The sequence below is a fragment of the Burkholderia sp. 4M9327F10 genome, assembly GCF_005503145.1.
Taxonomy (GTDB): domain Bacteria; phylum Pseudomonadota; class Gammaproteobacteria; order Burkholderiales; family Burkholderiaceae; genus Paraburkholderia.
The window spans coordinates 12,377-29,651 of record NZ_SCNV01000083.1; the positions used below are offsets into that span (position 1 = coordinate 12,377).

Genomic DNA, 17,275 nt, shown 5'->3' on the forward strand with positions numbered 1-17,275 from the left:
ATGAGCTTCATATCTTTCCGCCGTCTCCGTCATTGCGGCCTTGTTTGCCTGGTGTTCGCGCTGGCCTGCGGAGCCCTGCCGCCCGCCGCACCTGCCGCTCACGCCGAACGGCTGAAGGATCTGGTGGCCATTCAGGGTGTGCGGGACAACCCGCTGATCGGCTACGGCCTCGTGGTCGGCCTCGACGGTACCGGTGACCAGACCACCCAGACCCCGTTCACGACGCAGACGCTCGCGAACATGCTGGCCAACCTGGGCATTTCGATCAACAACCAGTCGGCCGGTTCGTCGAACAACAGCACCTCGGCGCTCACCAGCATCCAGTTGAAGAACGTCGCCGCGGTGATGGTGACGGCCGTGCTGCCGCCGTTCGCCCGGCCGGGCGAGGCGATCGACGTGACGGTCTCGTCGCTCGGTAACGCCAAGAGCCTGCGCGGCGGCACGCTGCTTCTCACGCCGATGAAGGGTGCGGACGGCTCCGTGTACGCGCTCGCCCAGGGCAACCTGGCGGTGGGCGGCGCCGGCGCCAGCGCGAACGGCAGCCGTGTGCAGGTGAACCAGCTCGCCGCGGGGCGCATCGCCGCCGGTGCAATCGTCGAACGCTCGGTGCAGACCAGCATCACGCAAGACGGCACGATGCAGCTCGAGCTGAACGACATGGACTACGACACGACCCAGCGGATTGTCGCCGCGGTCAACAACGCATTCGGCCAGGGTACCGCCACGCCGCTCGACGGCCGCACGATCCAGTTGCGCGCGCCGGCCGACCCGGCGCAGCAGGTTTCGTTCATGGCGCAGCTCGAAGATCTCGACGTCAAGCCCGCGCAGGCAGCCGCCAAGGTGGTGCTCAATGCCCGCACCGGCTCGATCGTCATGAACCAGATGGTGACGCTGGAAAATTGCGCGGTCGCGCACGGCAACCTCTCGGTGGTGGTCAATACCACGCCGGTGGTCAGCCAGCCGGGTGCCTTCTCGGGCGGCCAGACCGTGGTCGCACAGCAGTCCCAGATCCAGTTGAAGCAGGACAATGGCGCGATGAAATACGTCAAGGCCGGCGCCAATCTGGCCGACGTCGTCAAGGCGCTCAATGCGCTCGGCGCGACACCCGCGGATCTGATGTCGATCCTGCAGGCGATGAAGGCAGCAGGGGCCTTGCGCGCCGAACTTGAAATCATCTAAGGAGCCGCGATGACTACCGATCCCACTTCAGGCCCGAATGATCTGTCGTCGCGCTTTGCGCTCGATGTGCAGGGCTTCGACAGCCTGCGTGCCAAGGTTGCCGCATCGCCCCAGCAGGGCGTCAAGATGGCCGCCAAGCAGTTCGATGCCTCGTTCATCACGATGATGCTCAAGAGCATGCGCGATGCGACGCCGCAGGACGGCCCGCTCGATTCGCGCGACGGCGCGCAGTTCACCTCGATGATGGACGAGCAGATGGCGCAGCAGATGTCGTCCAAAGGGATCGGTGTGGCGGACGCGATGCTCAAGCAATTGATGAACAACGCCGGTATGCAGGGCGGCGACGCCGGCGCCGGCAGCACCGCGGCGCTGAATGCGCTCGCCAAGGCCTACGGCAATTCGCAGGCAAACGGTTCGCTCGCCAACGGCGTGGGCTACTCGCGCAACAGCGCCCTGACGCCGCCGCTGCACGGCGACGGCACGACCAATGTCGACGCGTTCGTCGACAAGCTGGCCGCCTCCGCGCAGGCCGCGAGCGAGACCACCGGCGTGCCGGCGCGTTTCATCATCGGCCAGGCGGCGCTCGAATCGGGCTGGGGCAAGCGCGAGATCATGAAGGCGAACGGCGAGACCAGCCACAATGTATTCGGCATCAAGGCGGGCAAGGACTGGACCGGTAAGACCGTCACGACCATGACCACCGAATACCGCAACGGCCAGCCGCAGCGCGTGGTCGAGAAATTCCGCGCCTATGACTCCTACGACGAGGCAATGGCCGATTATGCGCAACTGCTGAAGAACAATCCGCGTTATGCGCAGGTGCTGAACGGTTCGCACGACGCCGCGGGTTTCGCGCTCGGCATGCAGCGCGCCGGCTACGCAACCGATCCGCATTATGCAAAGAAGCTCATGTCGATCATGGACCGGATGAGCTGAGCGGGCGGCAGCAGAGGTTTGAGCGCGGGTTGAAGCGCGAATTGAAGGTGACGGTTGAAGGTGACGAGAAGCAGCAATGCCGGCGACGGGGCCATGTCGCATGACAAGACGGTGGGGCCGGCGGCGCCTTGGTGCGCCGCCGGCCGAGCCGCGCGCAACCGGCCTCGCCGGCCGGTTTAACGTTTGCGGGAAATTTTTCCGCCGATTACCCTAAACTTTGGGTCTAGACTGCCGCTATTCAGTCAGACCTTAATACCGGGGTAACGCTTCCCGGTCAAACGCGCGTGTCACGGGCCCCGGCACTGGACCTCGGGCACGGGCCCGTAAGAACATGCATACCGGCAAGCCCATGGATACCACTGAGACGAATGGCCAGATGGAAGGCTCTTCTGAAACCGGCAACGATTTCGGTCGCCGCAATCCGCTCGAGATCGGTGTCCAGTTGCGCAATCTCGTCAACCGCGGCGATTTTCTGACCGCGCAGTACAAGGGAGGCCAACTAGTCACCCGGATTCTCGACGTCGACGTACGCGAGCGCACTTTCACCTTCGACTGGGGTGCGCTTGCCGAACAGAACCGCGGCCTGATCGCGTCCCCCCGCTGCACCTTCCACGCCCAGCCTGACGGCGTGCGCGTCGAATTCATCACCGGCACGCCGCGCGAGACCACGTTCGAGGGCCGTCCGGCATTCGAAGCCGACTTCCCCGAAGTGCTGTTTTACGTGCAGCGCCGCGAATTTTTCCGCGTCGACGCGCCGGTGCTCGATCCGTATACCTGCACGGGCCGCTTGCCCGACGGCGAGCGCTTCCGCTTCGAAGTGCACGACCTGTCGCTCGGCGGGGTCGGCATGCGCACGACCGATACGCGCGTCGCAGAGCTGCCGATGGGCTGCCTGCTGGAAGATTGCGAGCTGAGCCTGGGTGCGCCGGGCAAGCTTTCGCTGGATCTGCAACTGGTGTCGTTCCGCGCCATCGACCTGCCGAACGGCACGCTGCGCTACCAGCTCGGCCTGCGCTTCGTGCGGCTGCCGGGCAGCGCCGAAAACACCTTGCAGCGCCTGATTACGCAACTTGAAATGAAGCGTCGCTCGCTGGTGCGAACCTGATTTGACGCGCGCCGCAACGAAGCTGCGGCGCGCGTATAAATACCGGTTGCCCCCTCAATTTTGTCGCCAGTGCGCCGATATACATAGAGTCTTGGCAACTCGGTGGGCGCGTTGCCAGCCCTTCAGGATGACGCATGTCCAGCAACCTTATCAATATCGGTCTCAGCGGACTTAACGCAGCCCAATGGGGGCTGAATACGACCAGCGAGAACATCAGCAATTCGACGACGCCCGGCTACGATGTCGAAAGCCCGGTCTATGCGGAAAACTCCGGTCAATACACCGGCTCCGGCTATCTGCCGCAGGGCGTGTCGACGACCACGGTGCAGCGCGCGTACAGCCAGTACCTCACGACCGAGCTGAACAACGCACAGTCGACCAGCGGCTCGCTGACCACCAACTACACGATGCTCGCGCAGTTGAACAACCTCGTCGGCAGCCCGACGTCGGGTATTTCGACCGCGATCACCAACTATTTCACCGGCTTGCAGACCGTTGCGAGCAGCCCCTCGAATCTCGCCACCCGGCAAACCGCCATCAGCGACGGCCAGACGCTTGCCGCGCAACTGAACGCGGTGGGCTCGCAGTATGCGCAGCTGGGCCAGAGCGTGAATACGCAATTGGCCTCGACGGTGTCGCAGATCAATACGTACACCAAGCAGATCGCTTCGCTGAACCAGCAGATCAGCGCAGCCAGTTCGCAAGGCCAGCCGCCCAACCAGTTGCTCGACCAGCGCGATCAGGCGATCTCGAGCCTGTCGTCGCTCGTCGGCGTGCAGGTGGTGTCGAGCTCGACGGGTGACAGCGTGTTCCTGCCGAACGGCCAGTCGCTCGTGGTCGGCACCACCAGCTACAACCTCGGCACGGCGCCTTCGCCGTCGAACCCGAGCGAAAGCTCGGTGACCTATCTGGGCGCCGCCGGCACCACGCCGAGCGCCTCCACGACCCAGTATCTGTCCGACAGCAGCATGCAGAATGCCGGCGGCACGCTCGGCGGCCTGATCACGTTCCGCACCCAGTCGCTGGACCCGGCGCAGGCGCAGCTTGGCGCGATCGCCACCAGCTTCGCCGCCCAGGTCAACAACCAGAACGCGCTGGGTCTGTCGCTCTCCGGCAGCACCGGCGGCGCGCTGTTCTCGGTCGCGGCGCCGCAGGCTACCGCCAACGCGAACAACACCGGCAACGCCTCGCTCGCCGTGTCGTTCGTCAATGCGACGCAGCCGACCACCAGCAATTACACGCTCTCGTACAACGGCAACGCCTATACGCTGACCGACAACCAGACCGGCGCAGTGGTCGGCTCGGCCACCAGCCTTTCGCAGCCGATCGACGGCCTGAACTTTTCGATGACCGGCACGATGAACGCCGGCGACTCGTTCAACGTGTCGCCGACGAGCGGTGCGCTCAGCAGCTTCGCCCTGACGACCACCAACGGTTCGGCGATCGCCGCGGCTTCGCCCGTGCTGATCACGGCCGGCGGCAGCAACAGCGGTACCGCGACGATTTCCGAGGGCGCCGTTTCGGCCGGCTACTCGCTGCCTTCCACGACCACCACGCTGACGTATAACTCCACTTCCGGCGGCCTGACCGGCTTCCCGGTCGGCTCGGTGGTGACGGTCAACGGCACCAGCACGTCGATTACGTCGGCCACCACGGTCGTGCCGTACTCGCCCACGGCCGGCGCCACCATGACGATCAACACGACGCCGGCCACCGCCGGCTCGATGAACGGCATCAGCCTGACGCTTTCCGGCACGCCGGCGAACAACGACACCTTCACGATCGCAGCGAACACCGGCGCGCAGAGCGACGGCCGCAACGCGACGCTGATGTCGAACATCGTCAGCGCGCAGACGCTCAACGGCGGCACCACCACGCTCACGACCGCCTACGCGAACTACGTGAACACGGTGGGTAACACGACCAATTCGGTCAACGCATCGAACACGACGCAGACCGCCCTGGTCACGCAGATCACCTCGGCGCAGCAGTCGGTTTCAGGTGTGAACATCAACGAAGAGGCAGCGAACCTGTTGCAGTACCAGCAACTGTACCAGGCGAACAGCAAGGTCATTCAGACGGCCAGCACGCTGTTCCAGACCATTCTCGGCATATTCTCTTGAGGCGTTGAGCGATGCGCATCTCTACTTCGCAGTATCTCAGCATGAATGTCCAGACCATGGACAATCAGCAAAGCGAACTGACCCAGTTGTACGGCGAGATTTCGAGCGGCGTGAGCCTTTCCACGCCCGCCGACAATCCTTTGGGCGCAGCCCAGGCGGTGCAGTTGAGCATGCAGGGCGCGACCCTCTCGCAGTACTCGACCAATCAGAGCTCGGCGCTGACTTCGCTGCAGTCGGAAGACTCGACGCTGATGAGCGTGACTTCGACGCTGCAAAGCGTGAACACCCAGTTGCTGAGCGCCGGCGACGCCACGCTCAACGACACCAACCGCAGCGCTATCGCGGCGACGCTGCAACAACTGAACACCAGCCTGATGTCGCTCGCGAACACCAAGTCGCCCTCGGGCAACTATCTGTTCGGCGGCTTCCAGTCGGCGTCCCAGCCGTTCACGCAGAATTCGGCCGGCACCGTCGTCTACAACGGCGACAACGGCGTGTCGACCACGCAGATCTCGGACACGAGCTCGATCGCGACCAACGACAGCGGCCAGTCGGTGTTCATGAGCGTGACACCGCAGACGGCGAGCCCGGTTGCATACGCCTCATCCGCCAATACCGGCACGGGGATCGTGGGTGCGGTCAGCACCACCAACGCGGCAGCTTCCGCGACAGCCGATACGTATGGGATCACGTTCAGCATGTCGGGCACGCCGGCGGTCTTGAGCTATACGGTGTCGGATATCACCAACCCGACTACGCCCGCGCCGACCCCGCAGCCGTACACGGCCGGCTCGGCGATTACGCTCGGCACGAGCGGTGAGAGCGTGTCGATTACCGGCACGCCGGCCGTCGGCGACTCGTTCACCGTCACGCCCGCCGCCCAGGTTCCCGCATCGCAAGGCGGCACCAACATCTTCGCGACGATCCAGAACATGATCACCGCGTTGCAGACCCCGGCCGATACGCCGGCGGCGACCGCGGCGCTCAACAATACGCTGAACGTCGGCCTCACCCAGGTGCAGAACACGCTGTCCAACGTCACGACGGTGCTCGCCACCGTGGGCGGCCGCGAGAACCAGATTCAGGCAATGCAGACGGTGAACCAGAACCAGACCTTGCAGAACACCAGTTCGCTGGCCGATCTGACCGACACCAACATGGCGTCGACCATCAGCAAGTACACGCAGACGCAGTACTCGCTGCAGGCTTCGCAGCAGGCGTTCGTGCAGGTTCAGCAGATGTCGCTGTTCCAGTACCTGAACCAGTAAGGCGGCAGAAGTAAACGAAGGGGTCTGTTGGGCAAGACGGGAGGCGCTACGGCGGCCTCCCGTTTTTGTTTGTGCCTGACATCAACGTGAATCCAGACTGGCGCAGGATGCTGAAGCGGGGCGGCAAGCCACGGTTCGCTTCATTTCCGGTGTCGCGCGCGGCAGTCCCGCTGGCGCACGCTCTTCTCACCTCTTTGCATAACAGAGCAGATATTCCCGCCGCGCCCGAAACCCGCAACCTGTTAATCGACGAGTTTAATTAGCGGGTTTTAGCTGCAGAAATGTTACAATTTGTTTCATAAGGTCATTCAGTTATTCCGCCGCTCGCCGTTAACGCAGATGACCGTCCATGCTGGGCGGGCGGTCCGGCACCGTATCGACGACAGAAAACAGGATTCAACAGCGTTCGAATGTTAAATTACGCGATTTTTCAAAGTCTTCGCTGAAAGCAGGCTGATGATTTTCGCAGTAAGACCTCCGCTATCGGGAGCCAGCCCGGCGATTGACCTCGTGCAATCCGGGCGACGACAATACTCGCGCCATTCCACCCAATGACGAATACATTCAAATCCAGCCCCGATCCAGTCATCCATCTCGTCAACGGATTCCAGAATCCGTACGGCGGCAGCGAGCAGGAAACGCTCCACCTTGCCCGGCTGCTGGGTACGCGCAGCGAGGTAAAACTATGGTCGTCGTCGTCGCGGAGTTCGCCGGCGCTCGTCGAGCAGTTCGGAATCCGGCCGCTGGGTCTGGCTCCGGGGCATCGGCCGAAGGGAGGCACCTATGTCTTCGTCGGCTCGCACTGGCGTAACCGGATGTGGCCGTACCTTGGACCGGCGCCGCAACGGCTGATCTACGTGTTCAACACGTTTCATCCGAAGATCCTGACGCTGACCTCAACGCATCCACGCCTGCTGCGTTGGCCGAAGGCCGAGTACGTCTTCATCTCCGAGTTCCAGAAGCGTCAGGTTGGTGTGGAGGGCGTGGTGCATCCGTCGCCTGTCGATATCGAGCAGTTCAAGCCGGGTGTGTCCGTGACGCGCAGCCGGCCCGTCGTTGGCCGCCTGAGTCGCGATACCGCCGACAAGCATGACGGCGAAGACCTGGAGCTTTATCGGGAATGGTCCGCCCAGGGCGTGGATGTCAGGCTTCAGGGCGCCACCACCCTTGCCGGGGCGCTAGAGAATGAGCCGAAAATCGAACTCCTTGCGGAGGGCGCGACACCGGCGGCCGATTTTATGCGTTCGCTCGATGTCTTCTATTACCGGACCGGGGCGCATGTCGAAACGTTTGGCCGGGTGGTGTTCGAAGCAATGGCGTGCGCGTTGCCGGTGGTTTGCCACCGGCGCGGCGGCTATGCCGACTGGATCCGGCATGGCGAGAACGGCTTTCTCTTTGACAGCACGGAGGAGGCGCGCCAGATTGTGGCCAGATTGCTGAACGATGCAGCCCTGCGTGCGTCGGTCGGAGCGCGTGCCCGGGAAACCGTCGCATCGATGTATTCGAAAGCGGCGCTCGACCGGCGCGCGCAATTCTTCACTGGGCAGGAGAGTGGGGCGGCCAGCCCTTACCGGAATCGGGACGAGGAAGCCTTGATGGTGGGGCTTCAGGAAGCTAAGATTTTCGAATCCTGAAGTTCGAATAGCGAAAAGGTTTCACGATGGCCGCACCGCACATCACCAGCGAAGTCAAGCAACTGCAAACCGGCGCCGCATCGGCGGGCGCCGCCGATGTGCTGGCAAACGGGCACTCAAACGAGCATTCAACAACATTAGGCAAGGGCGCACGGTCGCAATCGGGCTCTTACCCGCTGCTCCTCGCGAGAGCGTTCGCGCTCGTCACCTTATGCGCGGTCCCGATCTCCACAGCGGCGGTGAACCTCGGATCCGGGCTTGTGTTGTTGTTCGCCTTGCTGTCGCCTGAGGCGTGGAGGGCATGCCGGAAGATTTTCACCTCACCGGCGAATGTCGCCGCGCTCACGCTGTTTGCCGTGCTCGGTCTGAGCATCGCCTACAGTGCGGCGAGCCATGACGAGGCGTTCAGCTTCCTGTTGAAGTACCGGAAGCTGCTGATGCTGCCGGTGCTTTTTGTGGTTTTCTACGGCAGCGACCGGTCGCGGTGGCACTCCGCTGCCATATGGGGATTGTTCTCCACGCTGACGTTGAGCATGCTGCTCACGTATACGAACTTCCTTGGCTGGACCGCGGTGGGTCCCATGCACGGCAGCGACCCGATGACCAAAGCGTGGGTTTTCAAGGACCACATTTCGGGCGGTCTGATGATGGCGTTTCTGGGCTATCTGGCCATGGCGCTTTCCACGGCGGTGCCCAAAGGCATCGGGCGCTGGCTGCTGTATCTGGTCGCCGCGCTCGCGATGGTGAACGTCCTGTTCGTGCTGCAGGGACGCACCGGACAGGTGGTGGCGATCGCCTACATGGCGGTCTTCGTCGCCGTTCAACTGCTGAAATCGCGGCACCGGGACCGGCGTTCACGCTGGATTGCGACGGTTGCGAGCGTTGCGATATGCCTGTGCCTCGTGGCCTATTCCTTCACGGCGAAACACTCGCGGCTTGCCGAGACGGGGCAGGAGATCAAGCAGTTCGAGGTCTATAACCAGAATACCTCGATGGGGGTGCGGCTCGAGTTCTATCAGCGCAGTCTGGAGTTGATCCGGGATCGGCCCGTTTTCGGATATGGCGCCGGCAGTGTGCGAACCGAATTCGAAAAACTCGCGCAGAACAGCACGGGGGGGCGCGCAGCAATGGCCAGCAACCCACATAACGAGTTCTTTCTGATGGGCGTGCAACTCGGGCTGGTTGGCGTCGCCCTGTTTGTCTGGTTTCTCCTCTCGATTGGGCGCGAATGCCGGCGCACCGACAAACTGGCGGCAACGGTTGTCGGCGGTTATCTGCTTGCCTTCGTGCTGGGGTGCTTCGCGAACTCCCTGCTGCTCAATTTCACCGAAGGGAATCTGTTCATTCTCCTGGCGGGCATCCTGCTCTTTGGCGGAGAAGGGGGTGAGCAACGCGCCGCCGGGGCAAGTCCCGTTTAGTCGCAGGAACGCCTTTTCGAGCCGGCGCACTACCTCGTTATATGCCGTCCCGGCCTGCGTGCTCGTGGTTCGCCGTCCTGAGGCTCACCTGATTTGTGAAGTAAAGCGGCCGGCCCTTCGTTTCGTTGAACATGCGGCCGACGTATTCACCGATTACACCTAGCGTCATCAACTGGACGCCTCCAAGGAACAGTATGACGATCATGAGCGACGGGTAGCCGTGCACCCGATCGCCGTACACCAGCGCTTTCCAGAAGACAAAGACGGCATAGGAGAAGGCGAGCGCGGCCGTACCAAGGCCCAGATAGGTTGCGAAACGCAGGGGCGCCGTCGTAAAGGACGTGATTCCCTCAAGCGCAAAGTTCCACAACTTCCAGTAGTTCCACTTCGTGACACCTGCGTAGCGTGCATCACGACGGTATGGCACCGCGATTTGATTGAAGCCTACCCATGCAAACAGGCCCTTCATGAATCGGTGTTGCTCCTTGATCTGCCGCAGCGCCTGAACGGCGCGTTGCGACAAAAGGCGATAGTCACCCGTGTCGCGCGGTACGCGCACGTGCGCAACCCGATCGATCAGCCTGTAGAAGCAGTGTGCTGTCGCTTTTTTCAACCAGGTTTCGCCGTCGCGCGACTCGCGCTGTGCATACACCACATCGTGGCCCGCTTTCCACAAGCGGACCATTTCAGGGATCAGTTCGGGTGGGTCCTGCAGATCTGTATCGATGACAATTACAGCTTCGCCTCGGGCGTAGTCGACACCGGCTGTCATCGCAATCTCTTTGCCGAAATTCCGCGACAGGTCGATGAGGCTCACACGCCGGTCGTCGGCATGAAGTTGCCTGATGACCGACAGCGTTGCGTCGGTGCTCCCGTCATTCACGTACAGGATCTCAGCAGGCACATCAAGCGTGTCGAGCACGGCCGATACCCGGCGGTGAAATTCAGGCAATACCTCTTGCTCGTTGTAGGCCGGCGCAACGATGGTTAGCAGCGGCCGGCATTCCGCAAGACCCGTGTTTTGTAACATCTCGACTCCCCAAACCGCTTCGCTCTGGATCGCGAATGAATTTTATTAAACCAGCAGAATGGCCGCTGCCGGTTCCTTTTTCTAATGAAGAAAAGCCGAAAATATGCCGGAAACAAAGGGTGATAAACTCCGGCCGCGCGAGCGCCATTCTACAAGAACACTGTCCTTCTGACGGCCACACGGAAAACCAGCAATGAAACACGGGGAAACGCCTGCGCTTTGGCGCTGGCTTTTGTTAGCCGCCGTTCTGAGTTTTGTACCTAGCCTCTTTTTCCCCTACGTTGGTGAGGAAGGCGTGTACACAATGACGACGCTCGAAATGTGGCACAGGCACGTATGGTCTAACCCGGTGCTGTACGGTAATGCTTACGGTCGTCCACCGTTTCTGAACTGGGCGATGCTGCCTTTCGCCATGGCGTTCGGTCCGGCGCATATCCTTGTCGCGAGCCGGCTGGTAACGGCGCTTGCAACCGTTCTTACCGCCGCGAGCCTGTTTGCATTTGTTCGCGTGATGGGCGGCACACGCCGCGCAGCATGGCTTGCGCTGCTTGTCTTTCTCAGCTCCGATGCCCTGCTTTATCACGGCTGGCTGGCGTACTCGGATCCGCTCTTTGCACTGCTGACGTTCGGCGCCATGGCGTCCCTGATGGTCGCGGCGAAGCGCAAAACGGTGGCTCCGATCGGCCTTGCAATGGTGCTGGTGACGGCCGCTTTCCTGACCAAAGCGCTGACCGCCTATATCTTCGTGTTGGTGACGTGGGCGGTCGTTTTCCTGCGGCACCCGGACGCCAGGCCCACGCTCCTTAGACCGGCTGCCGTGCTCTGCTATCTCGCGGGCGTCGCAGCGCCGCTCGCATGGTTCCACCTGAATAGCAGTGCGGGTTTTGCCGGCCATGAGGGCAGCGCAATGGCGGCCGATGTTCTGAACCGGATGTTTCCGGCAACCCTGCTCGATTGGGTCAGGCAGATCGTCGCATTTCCGGTGGAAACGTTTTGCCGGTTTCTCCCCGTGTCCGCAGTCGTAGCCTACGGTGTGCTCCGGGGTAAATCGTCCGGATCGAGCGAGACAGCTTCATGGGAAGCGACCGCGGCATTCATAACCGTGCTTAACTTCCTGCCCTATTGGATGTCACCGCAAGGCAGCATCCGCTACATCCTGCCGCTGTACCCGTTCATCGCCTTCGTGCTGGCAGGAAGACTCGCAACGCTCAATGAACGCACGGTACGAATCGCGGTGTACTGCGTGGCAGCGGTCATCGGACTCAAGTTCGTAGCGCTGGTGGCGTTCCCGATCATCCAGACGAAACAGCATGGTGACGCGGCGGCGGCGGCGAAGTCGATCGTAGCGATAACAGGATCCGATCCAATCTACACGGATGACCCTTCGAGCGCAGGCCTCTCTGTTGCCGGCAACATTGATAGCCAGCGCTGGCCTGCTTCGCCGATCACCTGGATCCCTGCTGAAATGGCCGACGGCTGGCTATTCACCCGGACGGCCAATAGGCCGGGAACGGCCGTTGCCTGGACGGGCGTGCTGGGCAAGGAACGTATGTATCTGCTTTGCAGCGGGCGAGCCTGTGCCAAGGCGCCTGTGGCGGTTCACTGACCCGCAGCGGCAGTGGCAGCGCCGGCCCGGCGGGCGCTGCCGTCACGACTGGACCTAGCGCAGTCCCGCCGCCACCCGCCCCATCTGCTCGATCCCGCTATCGAACAGCCGCGAGAAGAACGGGATCATATTCGGCACCATCAGCTGCAACAGCAGCATGCCCACCAGCATGGTGAGCGGAAAGCCGATCTGGAACACGCCGATCTGCGGCGCGGCGCGATTGAGAATGCCGAGCGCGAGGTTGGCGATCAGGAGAGCCGCGACCACTGGCAGCGCCAGCAGCAACCCCATCGAAAAGATCGTGCTGCCCCAGTTCGCCAGCGAGCGCCAGCCCGCCGCGCCGAGCAGATTGGCCGAGATCGGCAGCGACTGGAAGGTGGCAATCAGTGCGCTGACGACCTGCAGGTGTCCGTCGAGCACGAGAAACACCAGCATCGCAAACACGTTCATGTAGCTCGAGAGCACTGCGCTCGAGCCGCTTGCCTGCTGGTCGAAGAAGGTCGCGAAGCCCAGCCCCATGCCGAGGCCGACGAACTCGCCGGTCGCCTGAATCGCCGTGAAGACGATCTGCATGGTCAGGCCGAGCGCGGCGCCGATCAGGAACTGGTTGACGATGATCCACACGCCCATCGCCGAAAACACGGTGACCTGGGGCAGGGGCCCAAGCGTCGGCGCGACGATGATGGTGATGAAGCAGGACAGGCCGATCTTCACCCGCGTCGACACCGACATGTTGCCGAACACCGGTGCGGTGGCCACCAGCGCCAGAATCCGCACGAGCGGCCACAGAAACGCGGCCATCCACGTGTTCAGTTGCGCATAGGTGACGGAAAACATGGCGGCGGCGCGGCGCTCAGTTGGTGAGCGTCGGAATGTTGGTCAGCATCTGGCGCAGATAGTCGAGCATGGTCGACAGCATCCACGGCCCGGCAATCACCAGTGTGACCGCGATCGCCAGCAGCTTGGGGATGAACGAGAGGGTCGCCTCGTTGATCTGCGTGGCGGCCTGGAACAGGCTCACCATCAGACCGACGATCAGCGCCACCAGCAGCAACGGTGCGGCCAGCAGCACGGCGACGTACATCGCCTGGTGCGCCAGCGCCATGACTGATTCGGGTGTCATGATGAATGGACCGGATGCGTTGAAGGTTAAAAGGTCTAGACGAAGCTCTGCGCGAGCGAGCCAATCAGCAACTGCCAGCCGTCCACCAGCACGAACAGCATCAGCTTGAACGGCAGCGAGATGGTCGCGGGCGACACCATCATCATCCCCATCGACATCAGCACGCTTGCCACCACCATGTCGATGATGAGGAACGGGATGAAGATCGTAAAGCCAATCTGGAATCCGGTTTTCAGCTCGCTCGTGACGAACGCCGGCACCAGCATCGGCAGCGGTACGTCTTCCGGGCCCTGCATGGGAGCGGCGTGCGAAATGCGTGCGAACAAGGCCAGATCGGTTTCGCGGGTTTGCCGCAGCATGAAGGTCTTGAACGGCGCGAGCCCGCGGTTGACCGCCTGATCCATCGGCAGCGTGCCGTCGGAGAACGGCTTGTAGCCGTCGTTATAGGCCTTGTCCAGCACCGGCGACATGATGAACAGCGTGAGAAACAGCGCAAGGCCCACCAGCACCTGGTTGGGCGGCGTGGTGGTCGTGCCGAGCGCCTGGCGCAGCAGGGAAAGCACGATGATGATGCGGGTGAAGCTCGTCATCATCAGCACCATGGCCGGCAGGAACGACAGCACCGTGAGCAGCAGCATGGTCTGCACGCTCAGCGAATAGGTGGTGCCGCCGTTCGGTCCCGGACTGGTGTTGAAAGCGGGCAGGCCGGCCGCTTGAGCGAACGAAAGCGACGGCAGTGCGATCAGCAGGGCCGGCAGCGCAAGCGGTGCGAGGCGCCGCAGCATGGCGAAAAGCGTCATGAGGAAACGGCGCCGGCCGGTGGCAGGCATGCGGCGTGAGGCCGTGGGTTCGCGGCGCGCTGGTGGATGGCTGAACTGCATTTACTGATCCCTGCCGTCTGGCCGGTTGAAACGTTTGCCCACTTCGCCTTTGAGGGCGTCGCGAAAGCGTTGTCCGAAGGTGCCCGGCAGCGCACTGCCCGGGTTGGCGGCACTGCCTGGATCGGCCGTGCCGGACAGTCCTGCGGCCGTCACCGAGCCGGCCGGCATGGTGTGCAGCAGACGCACATTGCCGGGCGCCGCGCCGAGTACCAGCCAGGTATCGCCGATCTCGACTACCGCGACCCGCTCCTTGCCGCCGAGCGAGGTGCCGCCGACGGTCTTCACGATGCCGCCGCGGCTGCCCGGTTGCAGGCCGAAACGGCGCGCGAGCCAGGCACAGGCGAACACCATGCCGATCACGACCAGCAAGCCGAAGATGGTTTGCAGCACGGCGCCGATCCCGAGCGACGGAACCGCGGTGCCGGCGCCGACCGCCGAGGCGACCGATGCGGGATGGTTGACCGCATTCATGTCGGCGGCGCCGGCGCTTGACGAAGCAAGGACGAACGGTGCGCACAGGACGAAACCAAGTGCGCTGCAGGCGATGGCGTGGAGTCCGCGTGCGTCACCCGTGAATGACGCTGCACCACGGCGCTGTGCTGACAGCCGGTGCGCCGCGCTGCGCCCACTAGGGCGCGCGCTGCGCCCGGCAAGGCATTTCATCGATTCAGCTTCCGGATGCGCTCGGACGGCGTGATGATGTCGGTCAGGCGGATACCGAACTTGTCGTTGACCACCACGACTTCGCCTTGCGCGATCAGGCAGCCGTTGACCAGCACGTCCATCGGTTCGCCGGCGAGCCCGTCGAGTTCCACCACCGAGCCTTGCGCGAGTTGCAGCAGGTTGCGAATGGCGATCTTGGTGCGGCCGAGCTCGACTGTCATCTGGACCGGAATGTCCAGGATCATGTCGATGTCGTTGCGGGTGGTGTTCGGCTCGACTCTCGAGAGCGGCTGGAACACCCCGGCGGTCGTTGCGTTGACCGTACTGTTGTCGTTCTGTTCGGCGAGGGCGCTGGCCCAGTCGTCGAGCGCGGCCTCATCGGCGGACGTATCCGCGCCGGCCAGTTGCGCCTCGCCCGGCAGTTCCTTCTCCGGCGTTGCATTCAGCTCAGTCATATCCACCTTCCTTCATCGTGTCCGCTGCGCTGATCATTTTCTGGACCCGCAACGCATATTGACCATTGAAAATACCGTAGCCGCATTCCATCACCGGCACACCGTCGACCTTGGCCGTGATGCGCTCGGGGATGTTGATGGGCAGAACATCGCCTTTGCGCATGTTCAGGATCTGCTCGAAGGTGACCGGCACCTCCGCGAGATCGGCAGTCAGCTCGACTTCCGCTGCCTGCACCTGTTGCGAGAGCACGCGCACCCAGCGGCGGTCGACGTCCATTGCTTCACCCTGGATGGGCGAGGAGAGGATGTCGCGAATCGGCTCGATCATCGAATACGGCATGCAGATGTGCAGCGTGCCGCCGGTGGAGCCGAACTCGATCGAAAACTGCGTGACGATGACGATTTCGTTCGGCGTTGCGACGTTGGCGAACTGCGTATGCATTTCGGAACGCACGAACTCGAACTGCAGCGGCCGCACGCTCTTCCACGACGTCGTGTAGTGCTCGAACACGAGGTTCAGGAGCTTGCCGATGATGCGCTGTTCGGTGGCCGTGAAGTCGCGGCCTTCGACGCGGGTATGGAAGCGCCCGTCACCGCCGAACAGGTTGTCGACGACGAAGAACACCAGATTCGGATCGAAGACGAACAGCGACGTACCGCGCAACGGCTTGACGTGGACCAGATTCAGGTTGGTCGGGATCGGCAGGTTGCGGGTGAACTCGCTGTACTTCTGCACCTTCACCGGACCGACGGAAATTTCCGCGGTGCGCCGCATGAAGTTGAAGATGCCGACGCGCAGGAGACGCGCGAAGCGATCGTTGATGATTTCGAGACCGGGCATCCGGCCACGGACGATGCGTTCCTGCGTGGCGATGTTGTACGGCCGGACACCGGAGCGGTCGGAGTGATCCGCTTCCGAGTCGGACTCGCCGGTTACGCCCTTGAGGAGGGCATCGACCTCCTCCTGGGACATGAACTCTTCGTGGCCCATTCCTATTCCTCGTGCGTCCCTTGGCGGTTGATGATGGCAGCAGCGTGAAGCGGCGTCACTGCACGACGAATTCGGTGAACAGCACGTCTTCGACGGAGAGGGGCGCAGCGCCCTTGTCGTTCGGCTGTTCGATCAGTGCTTTCAGTTCGGTGGCGAGCGCGCGCTTGCCGTCGAGGGGCGCGAGATCTTCCGGGTGTTTGTTCGACAGCGCGAGCAGGACGCGGCTGCGGACTTCCGGCATATGGTCGGTGAGCTGCTGCTGGACCTTGGGGTCGTTGAGCTTGAGCGTGAGACCGATGCGCAGATAGTGTTGCTGGCCGTCGTCGGACTGCAGGTTGACGGTCATGGGTTCGAGCGGGAAGAACACCGGCACGGCCAGCGGCGCGGGCGCCGAAGCGGCGGCTGCCTGGGCCGCGGCGGGGGCGGGCTCATGGCGGGACATGAAGAACCAGGTGCCGGCTCCGGCAGCGCCTGCGGCGATCAGTGCGATCAGCACGATCAGGATGATGCGCTTCATCGGGCCGGGAGCGGCCGGCTGAACGGTGCCTTGCTGGTTTGCGGTCGTCGATGCCATGGGTGCTTGCTTGCCTCAGTGCTGGTAGGGTGAATTGTTGTTCAGTTGCGCGTGGCGCGATGGGTCGAAAAGAAGGGGGTTTGGGGGGTATCTCTAGTCTTTGGGGTTTTTCGTTTGTCTGACTGACGGTTTGGTTTTTTTTTTGCCTGCGGCGGCTTGGTGGTGTTCCTGCGGTGTTGGCCTTTCCTTGTTGTCTTGTCGGTCTATTGGCGTTGCCCCTGTGCGGGGCGGCACCTACTTTTCTTTGCCGCCGCAAAGAAAAGTAGGCAAAAGAAAGCGGGCTGCAACC

General features: G+C 62.7%; 16 protein-coding genes. 8 read left to right on the top strand and 8 right to left on the bottom strand.

Annotated features, from left to right (window positions below):
* The 7 genes from FFS45_RS38065 (at nucleotide 1) to FFS45_RS38095 (ending at nucleotide 9,663) form a co-directional block, all read left to right on the top strand.
* A complete protein-coding gene (locus FFS45_RS38065; RefSeq protein WP_137959793.1) occupies nucleotides 1-1,179 on the top strand; it encodes a flagellar basal body P-ring protein FlgI in 1,179 nt (392 codons plus the stop codon).
* Nucleotides 1,180-1,188: 9 nt separating this feature from the next.
* On the top strand, nucleotides 1,189-2,115 hold the full coding sequence (flgJ, locus tag FFS45_RS38070; RefSeq protein WP_137959794.1) for a flagellar assembly peptidoglycan hydrolase FlgJ: 927 nt from the start codon (nucleotides 1,189-1,191) through the stop codon (nucleotides 2,113-2,115).
* Nucleotides 2,116-2,464: 349 nt separating this feature from the next.
* Nucleotides 2,465-3,220, top strand: a complete 756-nt coding sequence (locus FFS45_RS38075) for a flagellar brake protein (protein WP_171029869.1) — start codon at nucleotides 2,465-2,467, stop codon at nucleotides 3,218-3,220.
* A 134-nt stretch (nucleotides 3,221-3,354) separates the two neighbouring features.
* Entirely contained in the window at nucleotides 3,355-5,343 is a 1,989-nt protein-coding gene (gene flgK / locus FFS45_RS38080; RefSeq protein WP_137959796.1) for a flagellar hook-associated protein FlgK, read from the top strand.
* 11 nt (nucleotides 5,344-5,354) lie between these two features.
* The gene (gene flgL, locus FFS45_RS38085; protein WP_137959797.1) at nucleotides 5,355-6,611 is read left to right on the top strand and encodes a flagellar hook-associated protein FlgL; all 1,257 of its coding nucleotides are present in this window, start codon (nucleotides 5,355-5,357) and stop codon (nucleotides 6,609-6,611) included.
* Nucleotides 6,612-7,162: 551 nt separating this feature from the next.
* Nucleotides 7,163-8,245, top strand: coding sequence for a glycosyltransferase family 4 protein (locus FFS45_RS38090; RefSeq protein ID WP_137959798.1), 1,083 nt, complete (start codon nucleotides 7,163-7,165; stop codon nucleotides 8,243-8,245).
* Between the two features lie 26 nt (nucleotides 8,246-8,271).
* Complete coding sequence (locus FFS45_RS38095; RefSeq protein WP_137959799.1) at nucleotides 8,272-9,663, top strand: O-antigen ligase family protein; 1,392 nt, start codon at nucleotides 8,272-8,274, stop codon at nucleotides 9,661-9,663.
* Between the two features lie 37 nt (nucleotides 9,664-9,700).
* On the opposite strand, the gene FFS45_RS38100 is transcribed toward FFS45_RS38095, so the two are convergent.
* Nucleotides 9,701-10,693 (bottom strand): glycosyltransferase family 2 protein, encoded by a 993-nt coding sequence (locus FFS45_RS38100; RefSeq protein WP_137959800.1) that lies wholly within the window; start codon nucleotides 10,691-10,693, stop codon nucleotides 9,701-9,703.
* A gap of 304 nt (nucleotides 10,694-10,997) precedes the next feature.
* Between FFS45_RS38100 and FFS45_RS38105 the strand changes: the two genes are divergently transcribed.
* A complete protein-coding gene (locus FFS45_RS38105; protein ID WP_137959801.1) occupies nucleotides 10,998-12,299 on the top strand; it encodes a hypothetical protein in 1,302 nt (433 codons plus the stop codon).
* Between the two features lie 54 nt (nucleotides 12,300-12,353).
* On the opposite strand, the gene fliR is transcribed toward FFS45_RS38105, so the two are convergent.
* Genes fliR through fliL form a run of 7 tightly spaced genes read right to left on the bottom strand, consistent with a single transcriptional unit; the run spans nucleotide 12,354 to nucleotide 16,986 of the window.
* Entirely contained in the window at nucleotides 12,354-13,136 is a 783-nt protein-coding gene (gene fliR, locus FFS45_RS38110) for a flagellar biosynthetic protein FliR (protein ID WP_137959802.1), read from the bottom strand.
* A gap of 16 nt (nucleotides 13,137-13,152) precedes the next feature.
* A complete protein-coding gene (fliQ, locus tag FFS45_RS38115; RefSeq protein WP_137959803.1) occupies nucleotides 13,153-13,422 on the bottom strand; it encodes a flagellar biosynthesis protein FliQ in 270 nt (89 codons plus the stop codon).
* A 35-nt stretch (nucleotides 13,423-13,457) separates the two neighbouring features.
* A complete protein-coding gene (gene fliP / locus FFS45_RS38120) occupies nucleotides 13,458-14,303 on the bottom strand; it encodes a flagellar type III secretion system pore protein FliP (protein ID WP_137959804.1) in 846 nt (281 codons plus the stop codon).
* Nucleotides 14,304-14,966, bottom strand: coding sequence for a flagellar biosynthetic protein FliO (fliO, locus tag FFS45_RS38125; protein ID WP_249363100.1), 663 nt, complete (start codon nucleotides 14,964-14,966; stop codon nucleotides 14,304-14,306). It lies immediately after the preceding gene.
* Nucleotides 14,963-15,421, bottom strand: coding sequence for a flagellar motor switch protein FliN (gene fliN, locus FFS45_RS38130; RefSeq protein WP_137959806.1), 459 nt, complete (start codon nucleotides 15,419-15,421; stop codon nucleotides 14,963-14,965). Before fliN ends, fliO begins: the two co-directional genes overlap by 4 nt.
* A complete protein-coding gene (gene fliM / locus FFS45_RS38135; RefSeq protein WP_137959807.1) occupies nucleotides 15,414-16,412 on the bottom strand; it encodes a flagellar motor switch protein FliM in 999 nt (332 codons plus the stop codon). Before fliM ends, fliN begins: the two co-directional genes overlap by 8 nt.
* A 55-nt stretch (nucleotides 16,413-16,467) precedes the next feature.
* Nucleotides 16,468-16,986 (bottom strand): flagellar basal body-associated protein FliL, encoded by a 519-nt coding sequence (gene fliL / locus FFS45_RS38140; RefSeq protein ID WP_137959808.1) that lies wholly within the window; start codon nucleotides 16,984-16,986, stop codon nucleotides 16,468-16,470.
* Between the last annotated feature and the right edge of the window lie 289 nt (nucleotides 16,987-17,275).